This window comes from Malikia sp. (assembly GCF_028687635.1).
Classification (GTDB): Bacteria; Pseudomonadota; Gammaproteobacteria; order Burkholderiales; family Burkholderiaceae_C; genus Malikia.
The window spans coordinates 1-13586 of the sequence record NZ_JAQTZS010000040.1 but is presented as its reverse complement, the minus strand read 5'-3'; the positions used below and the strand labels follow the sequence as shown (position 1 = coordinate 13586).

Sequence of the window (13586 nt, the reverse complement as noted above, 5' to 3'; positions counted from 1 at the left end):
GCGCACCCGATGCATCACTTGCGCGAAATCCAGCGTCTTACCCTTGAGCATCCCAGCCATGACAGCCTCTGTCAGAAGTCTCTACGCCTCCAGTTTGCTCTCGTTCGGCCAAATTGAGAATTGCTGGTCGGCCTGATCGCTCGAACCTCGGGCTGAACCCCGAGGCTTGCCGCTCAGTTCGCTCAGTTCGGGTCAAGCCCCGCTTGATCCGTGCCGGGACCTGCCAGCCTGAGCTCGCTTCAGCCAGGTCGGCGCATCAGCACCAGGCCCTTGAGGTACTCGCCCTCGGGGAAGGCCAGTGCGGTCGGGTGGTCGGCCGTGCCACCCTGGCGCTGCAGGATCACGGCATCGACGCCGGCATCGGAAGCCGCGCTGGCGACGATCTTCTGGAACAGCTCGATGCCGATGCCGCCCGAGCAGGAATAGGTGAACAGCACTCCGGCCGGGTTCAGCAGCTTGAACGCCAGCCGGTTGATGTCCTTGTAGGCACGCGCGGCGCGCTCGGCATGCGCCACCGTCGGCGCGAGCTTGGGCGGATCGAGCACGATGGCATCGAAGGTCCGGCCCTCGGCCAGGAAGCGGCGCAGGCTGGCGTTGACGTCGGCGTCGAGGAAGGTCGCGCGCGCCGGCTCAAAACCATTGAGATCGATATTGGCACGGGCGCGCTCGAGCGCCGGCCCCGACGAGTCGATCGAGGTCACATGCTGGGCTCCGCCGGCCAGCGCCGCGACCGAGAAGCCGCCGGTGTAGCTGAAGCAGTTGAGCACCTGCTGGAAGCCGAAGCGGCGCGCGTAGTCGGCCATGTCGCCGCGGCTGTCGCGCTGATCCAGGTAGTAGCCAGTCTTGTGACCGAGCGCCACATCCAGGCCCAGCTTCCAGCCATTCTCGTGGATCACGCAGGCGGTCTCGCCCGCGCCGCGCAGCCAGCCGGTGACCTCGGGCAGGCCTTCGAGCGCGCGCGAGCTCGCATCGCTGCGCTCGTAGAGCCGGCTCAGCCCGGTCAGTTCGAGCAGCGCGTCGGCCAGCACCGCCTTCCAGCGCTCGGGGCCGCAGCTGGTGAACTGCGCGACCAGGATGTCGCCGTAGCGGTCGACCACCAGGCCGGGCAGGCCGTCGGACTCGCCGTGCACCAGCCGCACGCCGTCGCTCGCGATGGCCAGCGGCGCGCGCAGCGCGATGGCACGGCGCAGGCGTTCGCGCAGGAAGGCGGCATCGATGCGCTGGCCCTCGTCGAAGCTCCAGACCCGCACACGGATGCGCGACTGGGGCGAATAGGCGCCCCAGGCCAGGAAAGCGCCTTCGGCGCTCTCGACCCGCACGGTCTCGCCGGCGTCACCGCCTCCCTTGGCAATGGCGCCGTCGAACACCCAGGGATGGCCGCGCAACAGGGACTTTTCCTTGGCCGGCTTGAGTCTGATGATTTTCATGGGGAGCTATTGTCGGGCAACAGGCGCGAGAGCGCGGCGCCCGCCAGCTCGCCAAGGTGGCGCAGGAAGTCGGTCTCCATCGAAGGCTGGAAGCGCTGCGGGTCGGACGAGGCCAGCACCAGCAGGCCGAACACCGGGGCGCCAGCCTCGGCGCGCAGCGGCAGCAGCGCGATCGATGCCGCGGCCTCGGGCTGATCCAGCCAGGCGACCGGCTCCTGGCCCAAATGGGCGCCGCAATAGGGCTGCTGCAGCGCCGCCGCGCTGGCCCGCTCGGACTCGCTGGCGCCATGGGCCTGATCCAGGGACGCGAACTCGGGCGCCAGGCCCCAGAGCCGCAGCGCGACCTGCGTCAGCTGGAAACGCGTCTTGAGCTCGGCCTGCAGCAGATCGGGCAAGTCGCGATCCGAGTGCGCGTGCAGCAAGGCCTGGGTCCAGCCCAGCAGCCGGTCGGCGATCACGACATTGTCGCGGCCCAGCCGCAGCATATCGGCCATCTTGAACTCAAGGTCATGGATCTTGCGCCGCAGCAGCTCGACCTGGCGCTCCTGCAGGCTGATCGCGCGGCCACCGTGCGGGCTGCCCAGCTGCACGCTGGCCAGCAGCTCGGCGTGCCGCTCGAAGAATCCTGGCGTATTGACGAGGAAGTACGCGATGTCGTCCTCGGTGATGGGCTGGAACTGCGTGCCGCTGTCCATGGCGAGGCGCGGCCCGTTTCAGCTCGGCTCGGGCAGTTCGATCTCGCCCTGGAACACGGTGACGGCCGGGCCGGTCATCAGCACCGGGGCATCCAGCCCCTGCGACAGCGCCCAGGCGATCGTGAGCCGGCCACCCCGGGCCTGCACATCGACCTGCTCGTCGAGCAGGCCCAGCCGGATGCCGGCGACCACCGCCGCGCAGGCGCCGGTGCCGCAGGCCAGGGTCTCGCCCGCGCCGCGCTCGTAGACGCGCAGCTTGACGTTGCCGCGATCAACGATCTGCAGGAAGCCCGCGTTGACACGCTTGGGGAAGGCCGGATGGTGCTCGATCAACGGCCCCCAGTCGGCGACCGGCGCGGTCTCGACAGCGTCGACCCGCAGCACCGCGTGCGGGTTGCCCATCGAGACCACCGCGACCGGCGCCGTGACCATGCCAGCAGGCAGATCCAGCGCCAGCGGCCAGGTCTGCCAGTCACCGCAGGCTTGGGGCTGCAGGCCGGTGGGGTCGAAGGGCACGCGCGGCGGGTCGAACACGGGCGCGCCCATGTCGACCGTGACCCGGCCGTCCGGGTTGAGGCGCAGCTCGATCACGCCGCCATGCACCTTGACGCGCACGACCTCCTTGTGCGTGAGGCCACGCTCGTGCACGTAGCGCACGAAGCAGCGCGCGCCGTTGCCGCAGTTCTCGACCTCGCCGCCGTCGGCGTTGTGGATCAGGTACTCGAAGTCGACCTCGGGCGTGGGCGCCGGGCGCACGGTCAGGATCTGGTCGGCGCCGATACCGAAATGCCGGTCGGCCAGGAAACGGTATTGCTCGGCGCTTAGGCCGAAACGGCCGCGCGACTCGTCGAGGACGACGAAGTCGTTGCCCGCGCCCTGCATCTTGGTGAATGGAATCCGCATGGACGCATTATCGGGCCGTCAGGCCTTGGCCGGCCTGACGGTCGGGGCTTCTTCAGCGTGCGGCGACCTCGCTCACGAAGATCTCGACGCGGCGGTTGCGCGCGCGGCCATCGGCGCTGTCGTTGCTGGCGATCGGCTCGCGCTCGCCACGGCCGTCGATGCTGATCAGGCTCGACGAGATGCCGCGCGAGGTCAGGTAGTTGCGCACGCTGGCGGCGCGGTTGATCGACAGCGGGTCGTTGACCGCGTCGCTGCCCACGTTGTCGGTGTGGCCGATGATGCTCACACGCGCGTTGGGGTTGTTCTGCAGGCCACGGGCGAAGTCGTCGAGAATGGAGCGGAAGTTGGACTTGATGTCAGCCCGACCGCTGTCGAAGGAGATGTCGCTCGGGATGTGAAGCTTGAGCTGGTTGTCGGCGGTCTGCGTGACCTCGACGCCGGTGCCGCGCGTGCTGGCCTCCAGCTCGCGTTTTTGCTGCTCCAGCCGCGAGGACCAGGCATAACCACCCAGCGCACCCGCCGCCGCACCGACGGCAGCGCCGCGCACCGCGCCCTTGGTGCCGCTGCCGGTGATGGCGCCCAGCACCGCGCCGGCGGCCGCACCGTAAGCGGCGCCCTTGCCAGTACCGCTCTTTTGCTCCTCGCTCATGTTGGCGCAACCGGAAAGAACGACGGCGCCGGCCAGCGTGGCAATCAGGATGTTTCTATTCATCAATTACTCCTTTGGATCATATTTGTCAGTGACATGAAAAGTGTAGACCCAAAGCGGCCGACTGAACAGTCTCCTGGCTTACAACTCCCGGGCGCCTTACCATAGGCGTTTTCCCGGGACGCACGCTGCACCCCCTCCAGATGCGTCGAACCAGGCCCTCCGTCACACCCCCCACAGATGCCACGCCCGACCCAACTCCTGCACCCCCCGCATGTTCCTGTGCCGGCGCGTCCGGCCGCCACCCTGCTGCTGTTGCGCGACGGTGAAGCAGGACTGGAGGTGTTGCTGACGCGCCGTTCGGCCAGCGCGCGCTTCGCGCCGGGCGCCTATGTCTTTCCCGGTGGCGGACTGGACGAGGCCGATGCCCGTTCGCATGCGCTGGCGGCGCGCCGTCCATCGCAGGACGACGCGCGACTGACACACGCGATCGCGGCCATACGCGAGAGCTTCGAGGAACTCGGCGTGCTGCTGGCGCGCCACCCAGACGGCCGCTGGGTCAACCAGCAGGACATGGCCGCGCTCGACCGCCAAGGCAGCTTCGCCACGCAATGCGCCGCGCGCGGCCTGACGCTGGCGGCCGATCAGGTCTACTGGCTCGCGCACTGGATCACCGACCGCGACCTGCCGATCCGCTTCGACGTGCCCTTCCTGGTGGCGCGCATGCCGGAAGGCCAGCAGCCGGTGGCCGACGAAACCGAGCAGTTCGAGCCGGTCTGGCTGCGGCCGCAGGATGCGCTAGAGCGTCACGCGGCGGGCCAGCTGCATCTGATCCACCCGACGATCCACACGCTAGGCTGGCTCAAGCAGCATGCCCGCGTGGACGAGGTGCTCGCGCTAAGCGCCACCCACGAGCAACCGCTCTGGAGCAGCTGTCCGCGCGCGGGCTGGCTGGGTGGTCGCAAGCATGCGGTCATGGAGCACGAAGCCGCGTTCGGCGAACTCGAGCTGACCTGCCCCGACGGCCAGTTGCTGCACTCGCTCGACTGGCAAAGCGAACACCCGGTCGGGCTGCTGAGGAACGTCCAGCGCCTGACCGCGCCCAACCCCGGCTTCATGACCGGCCCCGGCACCAACAGCTACCTGGTCGGCGATCCGGCGACCGGCCATGTCGCGATCGACCCCGGCCCGGACGAGCCGGCTCACATCGAGCGGCTCTGGCGCGCGGCCGGAGGCGACATCCGCGCCATCATCTGCACCCACTCGCACCCCGACCACTCGCCCGGCGCGGCGCGCTTGCAGGCGCTGGTCGAACAGTCCGGACACCCCAGGCCAATGATCCTGGGCTTGAGCAGCGGGCCGGACGCGCGCCACGACAGCCACTTCAGCCCCGAGCGCGAACTCGCCGACGGCGAGCGGCTGCTGCTGTGCCACCCTGCGGGCGAAGCGATGCATACGCTGCGCGTGCTGCACACGCCGGGCCACGCCGCCAACCACCTCTGTCTGCTGCTGGAGGAGGACGGCCTGCTGTTCAGCGGCGACCATGTGCTCAACGGCAGCACCACCGTGGTCGCGCCGCCGGACGGCAACATGGACGAGTACCTGAATTCGCTCGACCGGCTGCTGGCGACCTGCGCCGAATGGCGGGTCGGCTTCATCCTGCCGGCCCACGGCCATGTGCTCGGATCGGCGCCGCAAGCGATCGAGCGCCTGAAGGCGCACCGGCTCGCGCGCGAGGCCAAGGTCGCCGCCGCGATGCGCGCGCTGCCCGAAGGCACGCCCGACGACTGGGTCCGGCTGGCCTACGACGACGCGCCCGAGCGGCTCTGGCCGGTGGCCAAGCTGTCGCTGCTGGCGCATGTACAACGAATCGAAAGCCTGGGAGGCTTCAATGTCTGAACCGAAGCAAAAATCCGAAGGCGAACGCCTGGCCAAGCGCGTCGCCACGCTGCAAGCCTGCTCGCGCGCCGAAGCCGAGCGCCTGATCGAGGGCGGCTGGGTCCGGGTCGATGGCGTGATCGCCGACGACCCGGCCCGGCGCGTGAGTGACGAAGCAGTCGAGGTCGACGCCAAGGGGCTGGGCGAGACGCTGACGCCGCTCACCCTGCTCTGGCACAAGCCGGCCGGCGTCGCGCTGGCCGAGGGCCAGCCGCTGGCCGGACTGGTCCAACCCGAGGGCCTGTTGCGGCCCTGGCATGTCAAGCACCTGCGCTGCGCCAGCCCGATGCCGGCCGCCTGCAGCGGACTGGCCGTGTTCGCCCAAAGCCCGGGCGTGCAGCGCAAGCTGCATGAGGATGCGCTGCTGCTGGAACACGAATGGATGCTGGATCTGGCGGGAGCGGTCCCGGCCGCCAAGCTGGAGGCGCTGGAGCAGGAGGTGGACCGGCTCGCGCCGGGGCCGCGCACCCCCTACCTCAAGCTCAGCGTGAGCAGCCGCAGTGACGAACGCACCCGGCTGCGGCTGGCGCTCAAGGCCTACGCGCCCGAGCGGCTGCCGTCCTGGCTGGCGCAAGCCTGCCTCAAGCCGCAAGCCCTGCAGCGCATGCGGCTGGGCCGGGTCGCGCTGGGACAGGTGCAAGCTGGGGAATGGCGCCTGCTGGGCCTGCACGAACGGTTCTGAAACCAAAAAGCCAGGCGCGCTGCTGGCGGGCCTGGCTCTGGAATAAGTTGTGAAGTCTGCCGATACGCCGGATTCTGTGCACCGGAGGCTCCTTGCGAAACCCCCGGCGTGACCGCCATTCATCTTGGCCATGGGTCACCCACATGGCTCGGTGCCACCTACCCGCCAACTCTGCGGAACCACATCAACGCTGGCCTACTTGGTGTTGCTGCGCGTAGAGATTGCCCGTTTCACCCCCAAGGCTCCTGCCGCCGGGGCGGATGGTTCCAAGGGACTCGTCTCTGTTGCTCTGATCCTCACCTCGCGGTGGAGAGTCGTTAACTCCTACGCTGTCCTGTGCAGTCCGGACGTTCCTCCAGCGCGCCCTTTCGGGACTTGCGCCAGCGGCGGTCTGGCAGGCTTCACGCCGCCATTATCGCGCTTTCCGCATGAGCTTATGCGGACAGCGCGCCATGGCTTGGTCCAAAATGGAATTTTTTCGCATTTGCCACTCGAAGGAGACCCATGAAAGCCGACAACATCCTGGCCACCATCGGCAACACGCCACATGTCCGCGTCAACCGCCTGTTCGCCGAATTCCCGCAGGCGCAGGTCTGGATCAAGTCCGAGCGCAGCAACCCGGGCGGCTCGGTCAAGGACCGCATCGCGCTGGCCATGGTCGAGGACGCCGAGCAACGCGGCCTGCTCAAGCCCGGCGGCACCATCATTGAGCCAACCTCGGGCAACACCGGCATCGGCCTGGCGATGGTCGCGGCGGTCAAGGGCTACCAGCTGATCCTGGTCATGCCCGACAGCATGTCGATCGAGCGCCGCCGCCTGATGCAGGCCTATGGCGCCAGCTTCGACCTGACCCCGCGCGAAAAGGGCATGAAGGGCTCGATCGCGCGCGCCGAGGAACTGGTCGAGCAGACGCCCGGCGCCTGGATGCCGATGCAGTTCGACAACCCGGTCAACACCGAGATCCACAGCCGCACCACCGCGCAGGAAATCCTGGCCGACTTCCCCGAGGGGCTGGACGCGCTGATCACGGGCGTGGGCACCGGCGGCCACCTAAGCGGCGTCGCGCGCGTGCTGAAAGCCAAATGGCCGCAGCTCAAGGTCTACGCGGTCGAGCCGAGCGCCTCACCGGTGATCTCGGGCGGCTCGCCAGCACCGCACCCGATCCAGGGCATAGGCGCGGGCTTCATCCCGAAGAACCTCGACACCACGCTGCTCGACGGCGTGATCCAGGTCGAGGCCGAGGCGGCGCGCGAGTACGGCCGCCGCTCGGCATGCGAGGAAGGGATGCTGGTCGGCATCTCGTCGGGCGCCACCCTGGCCGCGATCGCGCAGCAGCTGCCCGAGCTGCCGGCGGCGGCCCGCGTGCTGGGCTTCAACTACGACACCGGCGAGCGCTACCTGTCGGTCGAGGGTTTCCTGCCGGCTTGAGCGCGGCACTGACGGGCAGCGGCCGACCCGCTGCCCTAGCCAGTAGAAAGAAGCGGCGAAGCAGACCGGAAGTTGCAAAACATTGCATTCGTAACGGGCCGTAAACCTTAACTCTGCGCTAAGTCTGGGCCATCAACATGGAGCTTGTCAGGGCTGTTCCTGACTCACCGCCAAGAGGCCCGCACCATGAAGAAGTCCCTGTTCGCCCTGTTGTCCGCCGCCGCGATCACCCTGAGCGCCCAGGCACAGACACCTGCCACGCCGGCAGTCCCTGCTGCTCCCGCCACCAAAGCCGTGAGCGCTGAAGCGAAGACCCCGGCTGCCCCGACCGAACTCAAGAGGGCTGAAGCGCCCCAGGCGACGGCGAAGGAGCTGCCCAGGAAGGTGACGAAGGCAAAGAAGGTGGTCAAGAAGAAGCCGGCGCCAGTTACGGCAGCCAAGTCCACCACCCCCGCTGTGTCGGCGACGCCCGCCACCGCTGCCGTTCCGGCAGCTCCGGCCATGCCAGCCCAGAAGTAAACCGACCCCCGCCCGGCGGCGGGAGGCCGTCAGCGCGACCAGCGCGACGGCCTCCGGGCAAAGTCCTTATCATCGGCGGCTCGATTGCTTGATCACCACGAGCCCACATGATCCGAATCTCCGAACTCAAACTCCCGCTGACCGCGCTGCCGGTCGAGACCCGCCGCGCCGCCGACGCCCCGACCGAGACCGACGAGGACCGGCTGCCGCCGCCGCACCCGATAGCCGAACTGCGCCGGCTCGCCGCGCAGGCGCTCGGCATCGCCGACAGCGAGATTGCCGAGCTGCAGGTCTTCAAGCGCAGCTTCGACGCGCGCAAGGTCGAGCTGCTGGCGGTCTTCATCTGCGACCTGACCCTGGCCGAGCCAACGCAGGAAGCCGCGCTGCTGGCGAAATTCGAGCAGAACCCGCACATCAACCGCACGCCCGACATGAGCTGGCACGCGCCGGCCCACGCCCCGGCCGGCTGGCCCACCGACTTGGCCGAGCGCCCGGTCGTGGTGGGTTTCGGCCCCTGCGGCATCTTCGCGGCGCTCGCGCTGGCGCAGATGGGCCTCAAGCCGATCGTGCTCGAACGCGGCCGCCCGGTGCGCCAGCGCACCAAGGACACCTGGGGCCTGTGGCGCAAGAAGGTGCTGACGCCTGAATCGAACGTGCAGTACGGCGAAGGCGGCGCCGGGCTGTTCTCGGACGGCAAGCTCTACAGCCAGATCAAGGACCCGCGTTTCCTGGGCCGCAAGGTGATGCGGGAGTTCGTCGCCGCCGGCGCCCCGCCCGAAATCCTCTACATGGCGCACCCGCATATCGGCACCTTCAAGCTGGTCAAGGTGGTCGAGGCCATGCGCGACCAGATCATCGAGCTCGGCGGCGAGATCCGCTTCGAGCAGCGCGTCGCCGAGCTGCTGCTCGAACCCGCAACGGGTGGCGATGCGCCCGCAGGCTTCCAGCCCCAGCGCGTGCGCGGCCTGAAGGTGCAGGACCTGGCCAGCGGCGAATTGCATGAGCTGGCGGCGCGCCATGTCGTGCTCGCGCTCGGACACAGCTCGCGCGACACCTTCGCGATGCTGCACGACGCCGGCGTGTTCCTGGAACCAAAGCCGTTCTCGATCGGTGTGCGCATCGAGCACCCGCAAAGCGTGATCGACCAGTCGCTCTGGGGCCGGCATGCCGGCCATCCGCTGCTGGGCGCGGCCGCCTACAAGCTGGTGCACCACGCCGACAACGGCCGCGCGGTCTACAGCTTCTGCATGTGCCCGGGCGGCACCGTGGTCGCGGCGACCAGCGAGCCGAATCGCGTCGTCACCAACGGCATGAGCCAGTATTCGCGCGCCGAGCGCAATGCCAACGCCGGCATGGTGGTCGGGATCGAGCCGGGCGACTACCCACTCGATGCCGAGGCCTGGATCGCGGCGTTCGATGCGGCCGATGGCGCGCGCTACGCGGCCCAGGCGCAGGCGTTGCACGCGCAAGGCAAGATCCATCCGCTCGCCGGCGTGGTGTTCCAGCGCCAGCTCGAAAGCAGGGCCTTCGAGGCCGGCGGACGCGACTACCAGGCGCCAGGCCAGCGGGTCGGGGATTTCCTGGCCGGCCAGCCGTCCGACCACCTCGGCGAAGTGCAGCCTTCCTACAAGCCCGGCATCAAGCTTGGTGATCTGGCCCAGGTGCTGCCGGACTACGCGGTCACGGCCATGCGCGAGGCGCTGCCGGTCTTCGGCCGCAAGATCAAGGGCTACGACATGGCCGACGCGGTCATGACCGGGGTCGAGACCCGCACCTCGTCGCCGCTGCGCATCACGCGCGGCGAGGATTTCCAGAGCCTGAACGTCGAGGGGCTGTATCCGGCCGGCGAAGGCGCGGGCTACGCGGGCGGCATCCTGTCGGCGGGCGTCGATGGCATCAAGGTCGCCGAAGCGGTGGCGGTGGCGACGGTCGGTAGCCGATAACGTTTTTTCAGCAGATCAGGACTGCTGCAGGCGCGCGATGCGCTCTTCCAGCGGCGGATGGGTCGAGAACAGCTTGCCCAGGCCGCCGGCAATCCCCATCGCCGCCATGCTCTGCGGCAGCTCGCCCGGCTGCAGGCCGCCCAGACGGGCCAGCGCGTTGATCATCGGCTGCTTGCGGCCCATCAGCTGGGCGGCGCCGGCGTCGGCGCGGAACTCGCGCTGGCGGCTGAACCAGGCCACGATGATGGCGGCCACGAAGCCGAGCACGACCTCCATCACGAAGCTGGTAACCATGTAGCCGATGCCGGGGCCGCTGCTCTCGCGCTCGTCGCCCTTGCGCAGGAAGCTGTCGACCGCGTAGCCGACCACCCGGCTCAGGAACACGACGAAGGTGTTCATCACGCCCTGGATCAGCGTCATCGTCACCATGTCGCCGTTGGCCACGTGGGCGATTTCGTGACCGATCACGGCCTCGACTTCCTCGTGCGTCATGCCTTGCAGCAGGCCGGTCGAGACGGCGACCAGCGACGAATTCTTGGTCGCGCCAGTGGCGAAGGCGTTGGGCTCGCCCTCGTAGATCGCGACCTCGGGCATCGCGATGCCGGCCTTGGCCGCGAACTTCTGCACCGTGTTGACGATCCAGGCCTCGTCGGCGTTGCGCGGCTCGTTGATGACGACCGCGCCAGTGCTCCACTTGGCCATCGGCTTGCTCATCAGCAGCGAGATGATGGCGCCACCGAAACCCATGATCAGCGAGAAGCCCAGCAGCGCGCCGAGGTTGAGGCCGTTGGCGGTCAGGAAGCGGTCCACGCCCAGCAGTCTGGCGGTGACGCTGAGCACCAGCATGACCGCCAGGTTGGTCAGGACGAAGAGAGCTATGCGTTTCATGTCAGAAGTAACTCCGAATGGGGATGATGAGGGCGCGGACTGCCGAACCGGCAAATCCTGCGCTTACCGGCATGATATGAGGTCGGCGGTGGCAGGCTTCAAGCCCGTTCCCACAGATCACTCAGGGTTATTACCTAGCACGAGTGACTCAGCCCGCTGTTCGCGGCGGACGGAACACCTGGACGTCGGCATAGAAGGTCGGGTCTTCATTGGCAGGCCACCAGCCCGGCGTACCGAGCACTGGCAGTGGCGTGTAGGGCTTGGTCGCCAGCCATTCGGGCGTGAGCTGGCCGGCCAGCCAGTCGTCCCAGGGATGGACCATGCCTGCCACGTTCGCTCCACCTTGCCCGGTCCCTGGCAGCAGATCCGTCGGCAGATCGAGCGGAACTGGCAATTTCAGCACGTGCGCCGTGATCGACTTGTAGGGCGCGACCAGTTTCTCGGTCAGCGCATGGCCGAACAGCAGCAGCGTGGACTGTGCCCAGAGCGGGCGCAGCTCGACGAACAGCCGGCTCCAGTCGCGCGCCAGCAGCGCCTGCCAGATCGGCTCGGGCGCCTGCAGCAGCGCGGCGTTCTCGTCGAACAGCGTCAGCGCGTCGCGCAGCGGGCCGCGCCGGGTGCCGACTCCACCGGCGGCCTCGATCGCCTGCGCCTGCAGGCGGTTCAACAGCAGCTTGGTGACGGGAAAGCGCATCCAGCACAGCGCGTTGAAGAAGTCGTGCTGACCCTCGCGCGTCGGCACGGCGCCTGTCGCGAAGATATGCGCCTCGTAGGCCACTCCCTCGGGCAGCTCGGCCTGCGGCACGAAACGCCTGGGCGCCAGCGCGACGGCATTGAGCGCCGCCGGCAGGTCGCCGCCGGCCAGCGCGTCGGCCGCGATCGGCTCGCCCGGCCCGCGCCAGGGCGCCAGCCAGGGCTCGGACCAGTCGATCAGGCGCGAGAAATGTCGTTGCGTGCCACCGGCCTCATCACTGTGCGAATCCAAACCTCATCCTCCAGAAATTTTCCGGCCTGCTCCGGCCATGGTCGTGACTGATCTGCCAGCCTGTCAGGATGCGGAGCGCTCCTGGCTCGCGACGACTCCATTGAGTTTGTTCCAGCGCTTGTCGCGAACAAAAACCGCCAGCTGATGACGTTTGACTTCGAACAGCTGTGTCGCCTCGATCAGAGCCACCAGCTTGGGATACCCAAAATTTCGCGAATCGAACGATGCCTGGTTGCTGATGTGCTTACCCACCATGCCGAGCTGCGCCCAGCCATCATCTGCCGCAGAAGACTCCACGGCACCCCGCAACAGTTTGACCAGACGGGTGTCCTGTCTGAGCTTGTTGGTCGGCCAAGGTGCGGCGGGGGCCGGAACATCCGTGAATTGCACCTCCTTGACAAGGGAAGCAGGCTCAGGAGCCCGGGGCAAGCTCTCCCCGAGGTTTTCGACCAGCAGGAACTGGGTGCAAGCCCGCTGGAACGGCTGCGGTGTCTGCTGCAGCCCGAAGCCGTACACCGCAGCCCCCTTGGCCTTCAGATGCATCGCCAGCGGCGTGAAATCGGCATCGGACGAAACGAGACCAAACGCATCGGGCCGGTCGGTATAAAGCAGATCAAGCGCGTCGATGACCAAGGCCATGTCGCTCGCCTTCTTGCCCTTGGTCAGGTCGAACTGCTGCATGGGACGGATGGCAAATTCATGCAAACGCTCCACCCATGCCTGCAGATTGGCCTTCGTCCAGTTGCCATAGGCACGCCGGATATTGATGACCCCATACCTCGACAATTCGGCCAGGATGTCATCCATCTTGCTGGCGGGCATGTTGTCCGCGTCGATCAGCAGCGCGATTCTTTTTTGTTCCTCCCTCATCGCTGCGCTGTCTCAGCTCAGACCAGCTTCCAGGGCAGCGCCTCGCCCGCGCGCAGCGGCTTGAGCTCGGCCTCGCCGAAGGCGAACGACGCCGGCGGGGTCCAGCTTTCCCTGCGCAGCGTGATGGTGCCGGTATTGCGCGGCAGGCTATAGAAGTCCGGGCCGTTGAAGCTCGCGAAGGCTTCCAGCTTGTCGAGCGCGCCGGCGGCGTCGAAGGCCTCGGCGTACATCTCGATCGCCGCGTGCGCGGTGTAGCAGCCCGCGCAGCCGGTCGCGTGCTCCTTCAGGTGGGCAGGGTGCGGCGCGCTGTCGGTGCCGAGGAAGAACCTGGCGTTGCCGCTGATCGCCGCTGCCACCAGCGCCTGGCGATGCGTCTCGCGCTTCAGGACCGGCAGGCAGTAGTAATGCGGACGGATGCCGCCAGTGAAAATGGCATTGCGGTTGTAGAGCAGGTGATGCGCGGTGATGGTCGCGCCCAGGAACTGGTCGGCCCCGGCCACGTATTGCGCCGCCTCGCGGGTCGTGATGTGCTCCATCACGATCTTGAGCTCGGGGAAATCGCGGCGCAGCGGCGCGAGCTGGGTCTCGATGAACACGGCCTCGCGGTCGAACAGGTCGATCGCCGGGTCGGTCACCTCGCCGTGCACCAGCAGCAGCAC

At 68.0% G+C, this 13586-nt stretch carries 13 protein-coding genes and 1 other RNA gene; 5 read left to right on the top strand and 9 right to left on the bottom strand.

Annotated elements, in window-relative coordinates:
- Positions 1–239 precede the first annotated feature (239 nt).
- From PHR85_RS14910 to PHR85_RS14895, 4 genes are read right to left on the bottom strand one after another with little or no spacing between them, the layout of a single operon-like run.
- Positions 240–1427 carry a class I SAM-dependent rRNA methyltransferase gene (locus tag PHR85_RS14910; RefSeq protein WP_300055907.1) on the bottom strand — a complete coding sequence of 396 codons (1188 nt, stop codon included), beginning with the start codon at positions 1425–1427 and terminating at the stop codon, positions 240–242.
- Positions 1424–2122, bottom strand: coding sequence for a DUF484 family protein (locus PHR85_RS14905; protein WP_300055904.1), 699 nt, complete (start codon positions 2120–2122; stop codon positions 1424–1426). Before PHR85_RS14905 ends, PHR85_RS14910 begins: the two co-directional genes overlap by 4 nt.
- A gap of 18 nt (positions 2123–2140) precedes the next feature.
- Positions 2141–3025: a diaminopimelate epimerase gene (gene dapF, locus PHR85_RS14900; protein ID WP_300055900.1), complete on the bottom strand. Its 885-nt coding sequence runs from the start codon at positions 3023–3025 to the stop codon at positions 2141–2143.
- Positions 3026–3077: 52 nt separating this feature from the next.
- Positions 3078–3737: an OmpA family protein gene (locus PHR85_RS14895; protein ID WP_300055898.1), complete on the bottom strand. Its 660-nt coding sequence runs from the start codon at positions 3735–3737 to the stop codon at positions 3078–3080.
- 177 nt (positions 3738–3914) lie between these two features.
- On the opposite strand from PHR85_RS14895, the gene PHR85_RS14890 reads away from it, so the two are divergent.
- Positions 3915–5573 (top strand): MBL fold metallo-hydrolase, encoded by a 1659-nt coding sequence (locus PHR85_RS14890; protein ID WP_300055896.1) that lies wholly within the window; start codon positions 3915–3917, stop codon positions 5571–5573.
- Positions 5566–6294 (top strand): RNA pseudouridine synthase, encoded by a 729-nt coding sequence (locus PHR85_RS14885; protein WP_300055893.1) that lies wholly within the window; start codon positions 5566–5568, stop codon positions 6292–6294. Before PHR85_RS14890 ends, PHR85_RS14885 begins: the two co-directional genes overlap by 8 nt.
- Before the next feature lie 47 nt (positions 6295–6341).
- On the opposite strand, the gene rnpB is transcribed toward PHR85_RS14885, so the two are convergent.
- Positions 6342–6697: RNase P RNA component class A (rnpB, locus tag PHR85_RS14880), an RNA gene on the bottom strand.
- A gap of 101 nt (positions 6698–6798) precedes the next feature.
- Between rnpB and cysK the strand changes: the two genes are divergently transcribed.
- From cysK to PHR85_RS14865, 3 genes are all read left to right on the top strand, one after another.
- Entirely contained in the window at positions 6799–7722 is a 924-nt protein-coding gene (gene cysK / locus PHR85_RS14875) for a cysteine synthase A (RefSeq protein WP_300055890.1), read from the top strand.
- A gap of 186 nt (positions 7723–7908) precedes the next feature.
- Entirely contained in the window at positions 7909–8241 is a 333-nt protein-coding gene (locus PHR85_RS14870) for a hypothetical protein (protein ID WP_300055887.1), read from the top strand.
- Positions 8242–8348: 107 nt separating this feature from the next.
- Positions 8349–10184 (top strand): NAD(P)/FAD-dependent oxidoreductase, encoded by a 1836-nt coding sequence (locus PHR85_RS14865; RefSeq protein ID WP_300055885.1) that lies wholly within the window; start codon positions 8349–8351, stop codon positions 10182–10184.
- A 15-nt stretch (positions 10185–10199) separates the two neighbouring features.
- On the opposite strand, the gene htpX is transcribed toward PHR85_RS14865, so the two are convergent.
- The 4 genes from htpX to PHR85_RS14845 form a co-directional block, all read right to left on the bottom strand.
- On the bottom strand, positions 10200–11072 hold the full coding sequence (htpX, locus tag PHR85_RS14860) for a protease HtpX (protein ID WP_300055882.1): 873 nt from the start codon (positions 11070–11072) through the stop codon (positions 10200–10202).
- 148 nt (positions 11073–11220) lie between these two features.
- Positions 11221–12057 carry a DUF3025 domain-containing protein gene (locus PHR85_RS14855; protein ID WP_300055879.1) on the bottom strand — a complete coding sequence of 279 codons (837 nt, stop codon included), beginning with the start codon at positions 12055–12057 and terminating at the stop codon, positions 11221–11223.
- 63 nt (positions 12058–12120) lie between these two features.
- Positions 12121–12927, bottom strand: coding sequence for an NYN domain-containing protein (locus tag PHR85_RS14850; RefSeq protein WP_300055876.1), 807 nt, complete (start codon positions 12925–12927; stop codon positions 12121–12123).
- A 17-nt stretch (positions 12928–12944) separates the two neighbouring features.
- Positions 12945–13586, bottom strand: a 642-nt coding sequence (locus tag PHR85_RS14845; protein ID WP_300055873.1) for an amidohydrolase family protein, incomplete at its 5' end; no start/stop codon positions are given.

What these genes read in the sequence shown, in the direction of transcription:
- PHR85_RS14850 (WP_300055876.1), bottom strand. Translation starts at nt 12,927, where the DNA reads ATGAGGGAGGAACAAAAAAGAATCGCGCTGCTGATCGACGCGGACAAC.
- PHR85_RS14905 (WP_300055904.1), bottom strand. Translation starts at nt 2,122, where the DNA reads ATGGACAGCGGCACGCAGTTCCAGCCCATCACCGAGGACGACATCGCG.
- PHR85_RS14910 (WP_300055907.1), bottom strand. Translation starts at nt 1,427, where the DNA reads ATGAAAATCATCAGACTCAAGCCGGCCAAGGAAAAGTCCCTGTTGCGC.
- PHR85_RS14885 (WP_300055893.1), top strand. Translation starts at nt 5,566, where the DNA reads ATGTCTGAACCGAAGCAAAAATCCGAAGGCGAACGCCTGGCCAAGCGC.
- PHR85_RS14865 (WP_300055885.1), top strand. Translation starts at nt 8,349, where the DNA reads ATGATCCGAATCTCCGAACTCAAACTCCCGCTGACCGCGCTGCCGGTC.
- PHR85_RS14895 (WP_300055898.1), bottom strand. Translation starts at nt 3,737, where the DNA reads ATGAATAGAAACATCCTGATTGCCACGCTGGCCGGCGCCGTCGTTCTT.
- dapF (WP_300055900.1), bottom strand. Translation starts at nt 3,025, where the DNA reads ATGCGGATTCCATTCACCAAGATGCAGGGCGCGGGCAACGACTTCGTC.
- PHR85_RS14870 (WP_300055887.1), top strand. Translation starts at nt 7,909, where the DNA reads ATGAAGAAGTCCCTGTTCGCCCTGTTGTCCGCCGCCGCGATCACCCTG.
- htpX (WP_300055882.1), bottom strand. Translation starts at nt 11,072, where the DNA reads ATGAAACGCATAGCTCTCTTCGTCCTGACCAACCTGGCGGTCATGCTG.
- PHR85_RS14890 (WP_300055896.1), top strand. Translation starts at nt 3,915, where the DNA reads ATGCCACGCCCGACCCAACTCCTGCACCCCCCGCATGTTCCTGTGCCG.
- cysK (WP_300055890.1), top strand. Translation starts at nt 6,799, where the DNA reads ATGAAAGCCGACAACATCCTGGCCACCATCGGCAACACGCCACATGTC.